Below are 14,772 nucleotides of genomic sequence, written 5' to 3'. Positions count from 1 at the left end.
ATTTACTTTTGTGCCCTATCAGAATTACAAATATCAGACCAAAGTCTACAAGGGTATTTGTTGATCTGGTTATTGGTTTAACGGAACCAACAAACAATTGAATTTAACGATTAAATGACCCACAATAAAATGATTATTCCTGCACAATTTGACGCTAAAACTATTGAGAATAAGTGGTATGACTACTGGATGAAAAACAATTATTTTCACTCAGAGCCGGATCATAGAACACCATATACTATCGTAATTCCACCGCCTAATGTGACTGGAGTTTTACACATGGGACACATGTTGAACAATACTATTCAAGATGTATTAATAAGAAGAGCGCGTCTTAAAGGGTTCAATGCGTGCTGGGTTCCGGGAACGGATCATGCCTCAATAGCTACAGAAGCTAAGGTGGTAGCCAAATTAAAAGCTGAAGGAATCCATAAAAATGATTTAACACGTGTAGAATTTTTGGCGCATGCCTGGGAATGGACGGATAAATATGGCGGTGTAATTCTGGAACAACTCAAACAATTGGGCTGTTCATGTGATTGGGATCGAACAAAATTCACCATGGATCCTGATATGTCAGCCTCAGTGATTCGTTCTTTTGTAGATTTATACAACAAAGGTTTGATTTATCGAGGATACCGAATGGTGAACTGGGATCCGGAAGCCAAAACGACTTTGTCTGATGAAGAAGTAATTTATGAAGAACAACAAGGAAAATTATATTATATACAATATAAAATAGAAGGATCCGAAGATTTTCTGACAATAGCAACAACGCGTCCGGAAACTATTTTTGGTGATAGCGCCATTTGTATTAATCCAAATGACGAACGTTTTGCTCATTTGAAAGGCAAAAAAGCGATTGTCCCTATTTGCGGAAGAGTGATTCCGATTATCGAAGACGATTATGTTGATATCGAATTTGGTACTGGTTGTTTGAAAGTGACCCCAGCTCACGACATGAATGACAAGGCATTGGGAGAAAAGCATAATTTGGAGATTATTGATATTTTCAACGAAGATGCAACGATGAATAGTTTTGGTTTGCATTACCAAGGGAAAGATCGTTTTGTGGTTCGTGAAGAAATTGCAAAAGAACTAGGGACTATAGGTGCTTTAGCAAAAACAGAAACACACTTAAATAAAGTAGGTACTTCGGAAAGAACCAAAGCAGTTATCGAGCCTCGTTTATCAGACCAATGGTTCTTGAAAATGGAAGATTTGGTAAAACCGGCAATTCAATCCGTATTGGTTGATGGCGAAATTAAATTGCATCCAGCACGTTTTAACAATACGTACGCCCATTGGCTAAACAACATTCGCGATTGGAATATTTCGCGTCAATTGTGGTGGGGACAACAAATTCCGGCCTATTTCTATGGCGACGGAAAAGAGGATTTCGTGGTCGCTGAAAATATTGAAGACGCTCTAAAGTTAGCGAGAGAGAAAACTTTAAACCTTAAACTTGAAACAAAAGATTTAAAGCAAGATGTTGACGCTCTTGACACTTGGTTCTCGTCTTGGCTATGGCCAATGTCCGTTTTTGGAGGTATAATGAATCCGGAAAGTGAAGACTTTAAATACTATTATCCAACCAATGATTTAGTAACTGGTCCGGATATTTTGTTTTTCTGGGTAGCGAGAATGATTATTGCAGGATATGAGTACACAGGAAAAAAACCTTTTACAAATGTTTATTTGACTGGTTTAGTTCGTGACAAACAAAGACGTAAAATGTCTAAATCATTAGGGAATTCACCGGATCCTTTAGACTTAATAGAAAAATTTGGTGCCGATGGTGTTCGGGTTGGATTGCTTTTGAGCGCTTCTGCCGGGAATGACATTATGTTTGACGAAGAATTGTGCAACCAAGGAAAAGCATTCACCAATAAAATTTGGAATGCCTTTAAATTGATCAAAGGTTGGGAAGTTTCGGAAACGATTCCACAACCGGAATCTTCAAAAGTAGCAATCGAGTGGTATGAAGCCAAGTTGCAACAAACACTTCTAGAAATCGAAGATAATTTCGAAAAATACAGAATTTCCGAAGCTTTAATGGGAATTTACAAACTGGTTTGGGATGATTTCTGCTCTTGGTTCCTGGAAATGATAAAACCGGCGTACCAACAGCCAATCGACAGCGTTACTTTGGCGAAAGCCATAGCAATGCTTGAAAATAATTTAAAATTATTGCATCCGTTTATGCCGTTCCTGACAGAGGAAATTTGGCAAATTCTTGCCGAAAGAACTACAGATGAAGCATTAATCGTTTCGACTTGGCCAGAAATAAAACCGTTTGATTCCCGTTTAATTGCTGATTTTGAAAACACAATGGAGGTTATTTCCGGAATTCGTACGATCCGTAAAGACAAGAATATTCCGTTTAAAGATGCGATTGAATTTAAAATTGTCAATAATGACAATACTTCGGATTATTTTGATTCGGTGGTGACTAAATTAGGAAACTTGACTTCCTTAGAATATGTTTTGGATAAAGTGGATGGCGCCTTGTCTTTCCGTGTCAAATCGAATGAATATTTCATCCCAATCACTGGAAATATTGACGTGCAAGCTGAAATTGCTAAACTGACGGCGGAGTTAGTCTATACGCAAGGTTTCTTGAAATCAGTACAAAATAAACTAGCCAACGAGAAATTTGTGGCTGGTGCACCGGAGAAAGTTTTAGCCAACGAAAGACAAAAAGAAGCAGATGCTCTGGCAAAAATGGAAACTATCGAGCACAGTTTGGCTGGATTGAAATAGACTTAGTCAAAATATATAAACCCGACCCATTTTCAATATGGGTCGGGTTCTTTTTTATGTCAACTTAGTTTAGCAGGATTGAAGTAGAAATTTAGCCAAATAAAAACAAAAATAATAACGGAAATATAATTCCGGCAACGGCCAGTTTCCAACCCCTGTTTTTCCAACTGAATTTTCCGGCTTTAATCATAACCGTTCCTGTTAAGGCAATAATGATTAAGCTGATCGCAAAAATATCAGAATAATAAATCCAAAAATTAGAGGTGTTTTTATGCAATTTCATCGTTTGGCTGATAATTGGCGTTTTAGAGAAGGAAACAATCTCACCTTTTCCAGTTTTCAGGTCAATTTCGACATCGTGTTTTTCAAAAGAAATTTTAAAGGTTCCTTTTTTTACCATTTGACGTCTCATTTTATCATCGATGCCCAATTGTTTGCCTAAATCTTCAGCAAATTTTTCATTAATTTCATTTTCAGCAAAAACTTTTACTTGGATCGCCTTGGTTTCGGTAGTGTATTTTTCCGGATGCCAGTATTCTCTGTGGTTCATCATAAGTCCTGAGAGGGCAAAAGAAACAATTAATCCGATATAGAAATACCCTAAATCACGGTGTAAATTTCTTGCTTTTATTTTCATCATGGGTTTGAATTTTAGGTTTTGAATTATGAATCAGACTTTTTATTTGGCAAAAGGTTTAATTAGAATTTATATTTTAAGCTGGTCATCACTTGACGGGGGGCTGTTGGGTTTACACTGTAATTTTCATGTACGGTATAATTCAAAACATTTGTAATATTTGACAATCTGCATAAAAAAACTCAAATTGGCTGTATGTTATGTTGTTCTTGCTAAAATATCCTCTACTACAAGACTGCCGCTTGTACCAAAAGATTTAGAAATTTTCAATTATGTGTGCAGTTTCTTGTGCAAAGCCACTTATGCTGAAAAATAAGGTTAAAGTGGGTATTAAAAAGTTTCTCATGAATCTTTATTTGGAATAATTAAAAATAACGATACAAATATAGAATCTGAATTTGATTTAACAAAACTTATTTAGATTAAATATGGATAATAATTTAAATGTTTTTTAATGTATTGTAATACAGTTTTTTAAATAAAAAAAATCCTTGCTTTTAGACAAGGATTTTTAATTTTAGCGTGAAACGTTAAATTTTAACATTTGATTTTCGGTTTCTTCCCCACCAAATATAGCATCCGGTTATAGGAAGACTCGCAATAAGTAAACTGATTAAAAAGGCAAATATTTTTCCGGCTATTCCAAAAACGGCACCCGTATGAATGTCGTAATTCAAGAGCAGCAGTTTGTCGGCAATTTTAGCTTCTTTATACCTTCCGTAAAGGTGATCTACTTTTTGTTCTTCTAGGTTGTATTGGTCAAAATAACGATAGTCTATTTTCCAATAGGTGCCTTCCTCAGGATTTGCATTTGCAGCAATAGAAGAATTGGCACTTTCCGGTGGATGCACTTCTATAGATTTTGCTTTTGGATATTCTTTTTGCATCAAAGTCCAAATTTGATCCAGCGGTTTATCTACTTTTTTTGTTTTTATAGTCGAAATTGGATCTTCATAAACCAATGATTTTTCTCCACCAAGAACCGTATAATAAGAATAACCAAACCATTGGAAACCCCAGACTAAACCCGTAATTGCAAAAATAAGGGCAATTATAAGCACGTATAAGCCAGTAATATTATGCAAGTCATAGTTTTTGCGTTTCCATTTTAATCCTTTTTTCCATTTAAACCAAAAACGTTGTTTGGCAGCATTTTTATTTTTTGGATACCAAAGAATCATTCCCGTAATCAGCAGAATCAAAAACACTAAAGTTGCCGATGCCGTAACGGTTTGTCCGATTTCATGAGGCAGCCAAAGATAAAAATGACCGTCAAGAATAAAGTTAAAAAACCCATCTTCCATATTGGTTTTTTCAAGGACTTCACCTGTATACGGATTGAGGTACACAATATAATGATAGGAAGGTTCGTAATGGAAAAATATAGCTTCCACTGATTTGACAGAACCATTGTATTTTATGGCATGTAACACTTTGTTTGGAATTTCTTTTCGGGCAATTTCTTCCAATTGCGTAGGTAATAGAAATGGTTTTTCCTGTTTTATAACAAACCTGTACTCATCGGTGTAATCTTGTATTTCTTCCTGAAAGGCATACAAACTTCCCGTGATGGCAATTATGAAAACAAGTATGCCTGAGGATAAGCCAAGCCAAAGATGGATTTTTAGGATTGCTTTTTTTAAGGTGTTATTTTTCATTATAAATGGATTAAACTCCTCCAGGGAAAGAGGAGTTTAGTTAGACAAAACGAATTAGGAATCTTAAAATTTATACGTCAAACCGGCAGTTACACTTCTTAATCGCTGTGGAGTTACAGTAGACCAGCCTGAATAATATTTTTCGTTTAATATATTATTTAATTTTAAAGCTAAATTGAATTTATCATTCGAATACGACAAAGCCGAATTTAATATGGTATAACTTGGTAAGACAAACGTTCCGATATTCGCTCTGTTCAACGTTTTATATTCACTGGCAAGGTTTCCGCCAAATCCAAGACCGAATCCTTTTAATTTCCCGGAAGTCAACGTGTAATTTGCCCAAAAATTTACTAGCGTTTCTGGTCCGGCTTCTTCAGGTCTTAATCCTAAATATCCATCACCGGGATTGTCTTTTGTAACTTCACTTTTGTTATTACTGAATCCAGCAATCACATTAAATCCTTTCATTGGGTTTGCCGTAAAACTGATTTCAACTCCTTTACTGTTGACTTCACCGCCCTGAATTGCGTTGTTAATATTGTTTGGATCCGTCATTAATCGGTTTTTTACATCAATGTTGTAGTAGCTAATCGATGCCGAAATGATGTCTTTGTATAAGTTCGTTTTTAATCCAAATTCATATTGATTAGCTTGCTCCGGATCAAAAGATTCCATTCTTGGATTAGAACCATCCACTTCAGAAACTTCTCGTGGCGTTACATTTACAAAGCCATTCATATAATTTGAAAAAACCGAAACTTTATCTTTAATCAACATATAAACCAGACCGAATTTTGGAGAAACGGCTGCTTGGCTGTTTTCTTCGGTCGCTGTTTTCGATTTGAAATAATCGACGCGCAAACTGATCATTGCAGATAATTTATCGGTAACATTCAACACATCAGAGGCGTACGCACTAATAACCTCAACTTCAGCATTTGAATTTCCGTCAAACGAATCTACTAAAAGATTATCAACTCCCGCTTGGGTCAAATCTCCGGTATCTGATCCATCGATTAAGGAGACAATTCCGTTTCCAACCCAGCCGGTACTCCCGTTTATAATATTTGATTTATAATAATCGACACCAGCAACCAATCGGTTTCTTAAGTTTCCAATTTTAAAGTCTCCAATAAAATTTTGTTGAATATCCGTTGCTAAAGTTTCTCCGTTTCTTTTAGAAATGAATCGTGTAAAATCATTTCCGTTTGATGCATCAAATAAATAGGAATAATACCCATTTGTTTTACTGTTGCTTCTGGATAATACCGTTTGTGAAGTCCACTGATCCGATATTTTATAAAACATTTGAGCCTGTAAATTATAAGTAGGATTGCTGATGGACAGCTCGTTTGAAGTGAATGATTTATTATAGTTTTTTTCGAATAATTCCATCGAATCAAATGATAGAGCGGAATTTCTGTTCAAGAAAAGCATCGGGGCATTTGATGAATTTCGGTTTGTAAATTCAGTATTGATCAAGAACGAAAGTTTATCACTAACTTTATAACTCAAGGAAGGCGCAAAGAAAAAGGATTTGCCAAAACCGGCATCCTGAAACGAATTTTCTTTTTGGTAGGCTGTATTGATTCGTACGGAAACATCCGTGTTTAGCGGGATATTTACATCTGCAGTAAGGCGATCCATACCATACGATCCGGCATTATAACTGATTTCTCCACCAAATCTTGAATAAGGTTTTTTAGTTACAATATTTATTAAACCTCCGTATGAAATCAAACTACTACCAAATAATGTTCCTGAAGGTCCTTTGATCACTTCAATATTGTCCACGTTGGCCGGATCAATACTTCCATTGTTGATTCCGGGAAGCCCGTTGATCATTGTTGGCTGAACTGAAAAACCTCTCATGGAAAAATATTCAGCACCATCGCCGCCACGCCCGGTTGATTCCCAAAGACGCGTGATTCCAGTTGCATTTTTTAGCGCATCACTAAAGTTAGTAACCACTTGTTCTTTCATTAACTCGCTGGTAACCGTATTGTACACCTGTGGATTTTCAATATTATTCAAAGGCATTTTAGAGATTGTGGTGCTTTTTTCTCTTTTATACCTGTATTTGTTGGTGTTTATAATCACTTCTTTCAATGTTTTTAAGGTATCTTTTTCTTGCTCTTTCTTTTCTTGAGCAGTAACCGTTATTCCAAAAAGCAAAACGAACAGGTAAAAGGCAGGTATCTTTTTCATTTATTTAGATTAATTAAAAATAAGTTGCAAATATAAGAGTGCTTTTGTTCTTAACAAAACTTATTTAGACTAATTATAGATAATATTTAAAATTAATTTTTATTCCACTGCAAAACAGTTTTTTAACGGCATAAAAAAACCTTGCTTATTTCGAGCAAGGTTTTGATTGGAACTAAAATGTTAAAATTTTAGTTGATTTTTTTCATTGAATATTGTTCGGAACTGGGTTTTCCTTGCTGGATTCCTGAAATTTTTACCACGATACTGTCTGGATTGATTTGACTATAAATAATTTTTTGAGGATAATCATGTTTCGGGTTTTCAAAAACCAGTTGTTTCTCAGTTGTCGTTGTCAACTTGAATGCGACTGCTTTATCCTCGTTTTGTCCTTTTACCATAGTTGAATACGTTAATTCTTCTCCTTTTTGTTGCAAAATAATAGATTCAAAATGCAAAGTGTCTTTTTCTTTGATAAAATAGGATTGCGCTTCAAAAGTACTGTCGTTTACTTTTTTCCAAGTTTCAGAAAGATTTCCATCAACGGACTTATTTTCCCAATTTCCTAAAATCCAATTGGCGGCTTTCATTTTTTCTAATTCATTTGCATCCGATTCTTTGCAGGAAAAAATGGTTAACAAAAGTAATATAAGAGTTGTTTTTTGAAACATTGGTGTAAATATTTGGTGTTATTTTGAACTGCTAAATTAAGAAAAAATAGAATAACGTCGTTTTTTTAGTTTTGGAATCACAGGTTCACCATATAAGTCATATAAGTTTTTAATTTGAATAGAATAAAGGAAAAAAACAGTTCATTTAAGGAAAGTCGCATAGTTCATAAAGAATGTTTTAACTTACGTTCTCTTCAGCCAATGTGACAAATAAACTAACTTCCTTAACCCGTTGGGTGCAATTAATTTTTGATGATAATTTTCGTCAGTTCGAGTGATCCCGCTTTTGGGCGGGATTATATCGAGAACTAGAAAATTAGTATTAAAAACGGTTCTCGATACACGTCACTTCGAGTGCGAAGCGTATCGAGAAGTTTGTTCCGTTTTACTACACAAAAAACACTCGAACTGACGTTTTGAATAATTGCACCCAACGGGTTTTCTTATATAACTTAAGTAATGACTAAAATTTAATGTCGTATTTTAATAAAGCACTAAATTTCTTTTCCACAGATTAGCACAGATTAATTCGTTATGTAATTTTAAAAATCTTTTTAATCCTTACAATCTGTGGCAAAAACTCTTTTTAATAATTGCGACAATATATCTTTCTTGCTACTTATATGGTTAAAACAAAATTTAATCACTTTCATTCAAAATAATATAAACCAATTCTTTAGTTGGTTTTTGATCTTTCAGTTTTGCTCTGACCACATCAAAAGGCACTTTGAAATCACAGCCTGATTTATAATCGCTGCAGCCATAAGCCATTTTTCCTTTTAGCACCGTTCCTTTCTTGCATTTCGGACAGGCTAATTCGTCCGGAATGACTTTTTTTAAAGCTTTCTTGGCTTCTAATTGAAGTTGGAAATTTTCGTCAAAACGAAGCAAACCTTCCACAGTGCCGATATCAGTTTTAAAATCTTTCATGTTTACAGTAGATCCTTTTTGTAGTAATCGCAAGTATTGGTTCTCGGATATTTTTTTCTCTGCAAAAGTGTAAGGCAATAGGAACGTGCAACCTGCTTTATAATTGGTACATCCAAATGAAGATTTTCCTTTGATAAGTGTTCCTTTTCTGCATTTTGGACAGGCTTCCGCCAAAATTCCCGCGGCTTTCTTTTTCTCGACTTTGACAACTTCTTTTTGAATGCTTCCCGCGTGCGAGATATTGGCACGTCTGGTTTCACTTCGCACTTCATAGACCAAAGCTTCTACCATGTTTTTCATGTTCTTAATAAACGCAGCAGCGGTAAAAGTTCCTTTTTCAATATCTTTCAACTGCTTTTCCCAAGAGCCGGTGAGTTCAGCTGATTTCACCAAATCATTTTGAATGGTGTCAATAAGCTGAATTCCCGTAGGTGTTGGCAATACCTGTTTTTTGTTCCTAATGATGTATTGGCGTTTAAACAGCGTTTCAATAATATTGGCTCGCGTGGAGGGACGCCCAATACCGTTTTCTTTCATCAATTCGCGTAAATCTTCATCATCCACTTGCTTGCCTGCGGTTTCCATGGCGCGCAATAAAGTAGCTTCGGTGAACTGATTCGGTGGTTTGGTTTCCTTTTCTAAAAACGAGGGTTCATGTGGCCCTTTTTCACCTACAACAAAACTCGGTAAAATATCGGCTTCTTTTTCTTTGGCGTTTGGATCTTCAAAGACTACGCGAAATCCCTTTTTAAGGATTTCTTTTCCTGTCGTTTTGAAGGCTACATCTGCTGCTTTCCCAATAACGATGGTATTGGCAACCAAACAATCGTCATAAAACACGGCTATAAATCGCTTGGTAATTATGTCATATACTTGCTGCTGATTGTATTGCAAGTTGGATTGAATCCCCGTTGGAATAATCGCATGGTGATCCGTAACTTTTTTATCGTTGAAAACTTTGGTCGATTTTTTTATCTTTTTTTCCAAAAGCGGTTGCGTCAATGCTGCATAATTCGTCAAGTTTTTCAGAATCCCAGCCACTTTTGGATAGATATCATTGGGCAAAAACGTCGTATCAACTCTGGGATACGTAACTACTTTTTGTTCGTACAAAGTCTGCACAATTTTGAGCGTTTCATCTGCCGTAAAACCAAATTTGGTATTGCAATACACCTGTAATCCTGTTAAATCAAATAGTTTAGGTGCAAACTCATTGCCATTCTTTTTTTCGACAGAAACAATTTCGAACTCACTTTCCTTGACTTTATTGGCCAAGAGTTCGCCATCTTCTTTTTTCAAAAAGCGTCCTTCTTCATAGCTGAAAAGCGTTTCTCTGTATAAAGTTTGCAACTCCCAATACGGTTGCGGTTTGAAATTCTCGATTTCCTTGAATCGGTCCACGACCATTGCCAATGTTGGGGTTTGTACCCTGCCAATAGACAAAACTTGTTTGTATCCGCCATGTTTTACGGTGTACAAACGCGTGGCATTCATGCCCAGTAACCAGTCGCCAATGGCTCTGGAAAATCCTGCATAGTATAAATTATCATAGTTGGCAGATGGTTTCAAGTTCTGGAAACCCTCTTTGATGGCTTCGGTGGTTAGGGAAGAAATCCACAAGCGTTGCACCTCGCCTTTATAATTGGCTTCGTTCATCACCCAGCGTTGAATAAGTTCACCCTCTTGCCCGGCATCCCCGCAGTTGATGACCAACTCGGCTTTGTCGAAAAGGCTTTTTATGATTCGGAATTGCTTTTGGATCCCCGAATTCTCGACCACTTTGGTTTCGAATTTGTCGGGAAGCATGGGCAGATTGTTCAAGTCCCAACTTTTCCAATGGGGCTTGTAATCGTTCGGTTCTTTTAAGGTACATAAATGCCCAAAAGTGTAGGTGACCTGATAACCATTGCCTTCATAATATCCGTCATGCTTGGTATTAGCTCCCAAAACGGATGCGATTTCGCGGGCGACACTTGGTTTTTCGGCAATACAGACCTTCATTTTTTCCTACTGATTTAAGGGTGCAAAGTAGGAATTTAGAAATTGGTATTAAAAATAAATTTTATGGAGTTATGAACTGGTACGTTGTGCTGTTTTTAGGAGCAGAACGACTGTTTTTCTCAACGAAGAACCGTCCTGCTGTCTGCTGTATTCCCGATTAATAAAATCTACGGCTGAAAAAGCCTTGTTTTTCTATATCGGGAGATGCCGCTTCCATCAGGGCTAAAGATTTCGTTTTGTTTTCATAATAACGAAAAAAAACATAAAATATTGAAACAGATTTTTCTAGTAATAGTAGAAACAAGCGTTCCGGCCTTGCGAAATTTTATGCATTTACATCTGTTTGTGAGCAAGAGCGGAAAGCTTGTGCCGGAACGCTTAAGTGATTGCGAGGAACAAAGCAATCTCACTTAGTTTATCAATTGTTTATTTCCTTCTCGTTGTGGGCACAGTTTGCAAAACTGCGCCAGCGATTATGGATATTATAGCGATCGGGTAACTATAATTATTAAAGGACGTACTTTATTTTTAAAAGATTACATCTTTAATTTCTGAATAAATTCTATCAATTTCTTCTTTGAAATTATTATTTGTTTCTTCCGATAACCAACCATCTTTATACCATTTATGATATGGTGTATTAATGATATTCCAACCTGCACGGGTTAAGATTTCCATTCTATCAATATGTTCAATTGTATAATTATCTGCAATTCCGTTGTTAGTAAAATGATGAACTCCATCTACTTCAATCGCAACTGATTTTTTTGTATTATGGTTAAACATGACAAAATCTAATCTTTTTTGACCGCAACTCTTTACTTGATTATGCAATGTGATTTTATTTCCCTTGGAATTTATTTCCACAAATTTTTCTAAAAAAGAATACACATATCTTTCAAAATCACTTTCAAATAAATCAAAGTTTAATTTCGGTAAATTTGGTTTAAGATTTTCATCTTTGACTGGTGTCAAATCATTTTCAGTAACTGTGCCATTTATATAATACAAATAGTTATAAATGATATTGAAAGTTTTTGGAAATGGTGAGTAAACAAAATATGTAAATAATTTTGCTCTACTTGTTGCAACATTTAATCTCTTTTGGTCTTGGTAATGACCTTGACCGCCTTTACAATCCGTATCGAGACAAAGTGAAAAAATCATAATATCTCGTTCATTACCTTGAAATTCTTCAGGTGTTCCAATCATCAAATCATAATCACTATCTAAATTTGGTAAATGTTCTTCTATTAACTCTTCAATTTTTTTACATTGATCCCTTATCATTGAAATAACTCCAATTGTAAAATCTTTTTTATCAATATGGCTTGGCAAATTGTATTTCGTAGTAGTTGTATAAAATAAATCCTGTGTGCTTGACGAAGTTAAACCTTGAATAATTTTAACTACTTCTTCCGCTTCTGCGAGAACTACTTTACTATTTGTTTCAGTTTCTCTTTTGCCATTTACATTAATTGCTTTGCAACATTCAATTGAAACTTTATCTGGCGTTTCCGTCATTATTTTTAATTTTCCTTCGGGATTTTCTTCATCTTTATAAAATTGCTTACTAGTATATTTGGCAAGTTTTGGTAATGAACGAAAATGTTCATCAAGCATAACTTCTCTTGGTATAACATTATAATCATCACTTTTTATGAAGTCTAATATTGATGATTGAGTAACAGTTAGTTTTTTCTTTGTAGCAGTTTGATAACGCATTAATTCTCGATTATATTTTTCCCAAGTTAATTCATCAAAATTTTTCCCTAATGAAAAATTTAAACCGGCTGCTTTTAAACTTAATTGTTGATGGTCTCCAACAATGCACAATTTTTTTCCTCGATAAAATGCGGGTAAAATTTCAGCAAGATTGACTTGCGATGCCTCATCAACAATTACTAAATCAAATAAATCTGGTATTAAAGGAAATAAATTTCCCAAATGTCTAATTTCAGCAGTCCAAAAAGGAATGACGTCAGTGATTTTTTTAAAATCAATTTCATTCATTTTTTTTTCAATTAATTTGCTGTTTACATTTGTTAGCATTCCGTTAAACTTGTCAATTTCACGTTGATAAGTTATATCGCTTACTTTCTCAAAAACATTTGTTTTGTATTTAAGTTTAGTAATTTGTTTTTGAATTTTTAAAATATCTGTTTGTAAATTTTTGATACCTTTTCGAATACTATTTGCATCAATGTTTAATTCATTAGTTTTGGTTTGTACTTCTGTGAATAAAAAATTTACTTTGATAAATGATTTACTAAAATTAGGCAAAGTATTATCATTTAGCCATTTAATTGGCGTGTTAAATTTTAATTTTAAATGTTCCTTGAACTTGTGAATATAAAGTTTAGAAGATAAATTATTAGAGTTTACTTCCCATATTTTTTCTATTTTTTCAATAACTTTTTTATATTTTTTTTCATCTTTGATTTTTTTGAATTGAAATCCAATAGGGATTTCAAAAAAATCTTTATCAATTCTTTGCAATTCAGTTAGAAAACGTTCGTTTATATCTTTAAAAAATCTTTGTTTTTCTAAAATCTTATTTAGTTTAATTTTTTCAATTGATATGTCTTCTAAATTTTTAGCCAAAATATTTTCATATTCTAATAATTTGGTTTCAAATATTGCATATTTTATTCTGAATTTAGTTGAGTTTGATGTTTCATTCCTCAGATAGTTACAATAATCTTTGATTTTTTTTCTTGCATGTGTATCATAATAACATACTCCCAATAATCCATCTCCGTCCGATAAATAAGGTTCAATTTTCTTATTTACAACTTGTAATGCGGCGGTTTTCTGGGATAATACTAAAACTTTTTTATTCATTGCAATTGCTGATAAAACGATTGCTGAGATTGTGTGAGATTTACCCGTTCCTGGGGGACCTTGAATATAAGATATTTCATTTGACCAAGCATTTTTTAATCCTTGAATTTGACAGTTTGATAATGAAATAGGAATATGTTTATCTATAATTTTTTGAATATCATCTTCAATCGGATTTCTATTTATTGGAACTCTTTCGTCGGTTAATGCATTTATTAATAATTTTTCAACAACTGGATTTTTAAAATCCCCTTCTTCATCGATACTTTGTACAAAACTGTTTAATGCTTCATAAGTAGATAGTTCATTTGGTATGAGATTAAGAAAAAAATGATTTGCATTGACAAAAATTAATTCCTTTTCAAATATTGATTTTTCTTTACGTTTTTCTCCACTTTTTTTAGTTGGACGATATGTATATTTTTTTAATTCATCTTTAAAATTATAGTCAGATTTCTGAATTAATTTAATTTTTTTGAATTGTTCAATTTTAGTTTGTAAATCACTAAATATTTCATTTGAAAATTTTGAAAGATATTGAAAGTCAAACTTATAAATTTCTCTCAAATGACTTTCGATATTTTCTAATGTTGTATTTTCATCTTCAGTTAGAGAATTTAAAACATCATCTTCTTCATTGAAATAATTTGTTGATAATGAGGAAACAAAATCATAGTTTATTGTTAATGTACTAATATCAGGTTCTATAGAAATAAAATTTGTTATTTCATCTTTTGATAATTCACATTGTATTATTAAGATTGGTGATGCAAATATTTTTTTACTTGTTCCTGCAACGGTTCCAAGTCCTACAAATAATTTTTTGTCGTGATTTTTTTGTAAAAAACTATAGTAATTGTTTAGTTCATTATAATTGTTTTCGTTTGGTTTAATCTCTAGTTCAATTTCTTCAAATTGAGTTGCGTATCCAAGACTTTTATTGAGTAAACACTTTTCAAAACCATTTCTTGAAATGATTTTTCTACTAATGTCTCTCAAATATGAAAGATACGCAATAATTCGTTTTGTGTTTTGGGTATGATTTGATATTTTGCTCATA

General features: G+C 33.9%; 7 protein-coding genes. 1 reads left to right on the top strand and 6 read right to left on the bottom strand.

Annotation, left to right across the window (positions count from 1 at the left end; all coding sequences use genetic code 11):
* Window positions 1-129: 129 nt before the first annotated feature.
* Complete coding sequence (locus tag EKM01_RS08155) at window positions 130-2,763, top strand: valine--tRNA ligase (RefSeq protein ID WP_126768028.1); 2,634 nt, start codon at window positions 130-132, stop codon at window positions 2,761-2,763.
* Window positions 2,764-2,854: 91 nt separating this feature from the next.
* Here EKM01_RS08155 and EKM01_RS08150 read toward each other — a convergent pair whose 3' ends face one another.
* From EKM01_RS08150 to EKM01_RS08125, 6 genes are all read right to left on the bottom strand, one after another.
* On the bottom strand, window positions 2,855-3,403 hold the full coding sequence (locus tag EKM01_RS08150; protein ID WP_126555588.1) for a PepSY-associated TM helix domain-containing protein: 549 nt from the start codon (window positions 3,401-3,403) through the stop codon (window positions 2,855-2,857).
* 527 nt (window positions 3,404-3,930) lie between these two features.
* Window positions 3,931-5,058, bottom strand: a complete 1,128-nt coding sequence (locus tag EKM01_RS08145; protein ID WP_126555591.1) for a PepSY domain-containing protein — start codon at window positions 5,056-5,058, stop codon at window positions 3,931-3,933.
* Between the two features lie 63 nt (window positions 5,059-5,121).
* A complete protein-coding gene (locus EKM01_RS08140) occupies window positions 5,122-7,269 on the bottom strand; it encodes a TonB-dependent siderophore receptor (protein WP_126767759.1) in 2,148 nt (715 codons plus the stop codon).
* Window positions 7,270-7,457: 188 nt separating this feature from the next.
* A complete protein-coding gene (locus tag EKM01_RS08135) occupies window positions 7,458-7,937 on the bottom strand; it encodes a DUF6265 family protein (protein WP_126568274.1) in 480 nt (159 codons plus the stop codon).
* A 639-nt stretch (window positions 7,938-8,576) separates the two neighbouring features.
* A complete protein-coding gene (locus EKM01_RS08130; RefSeq protein WP_126767756.1) occupies window positions 8,577-10,868 on the bottom strand; it encodes a DNA topoisomerase 3 in 2,292 nt (763 codons plus the stop codon).
* A gap of 528 nt (window positions 10,869-11,396) precedes the next feature.
* Window positions 11,397-14,771, bottom strand: coding sequence for an AAA domain-containing protein (locus EKM01_RS08125; protein WP_126767753.1), 3,375 nt, complete (start codon window positions 14,769-14,771; stop codon window positions 11,397-11,399).
* Window position 14,772: the final 1 nt, after the last annotated feature.

It is taken from the genome of Flavobacterium sp. RSP46, assembly GCF_003984825.1.
In the GTDB taxonomy this organism is placed as follows: domain Bacteria; phylum Bacteroidota; class Bacteroidia; order Flavobacteriales; family Flavobacteriaceae; genus Flavobacterium.
The sequence above is the reverse complement of the archived record's forward strand: the minus strand, read 5'-3'. Positions and strand labels throughout refer to the sequence as shown.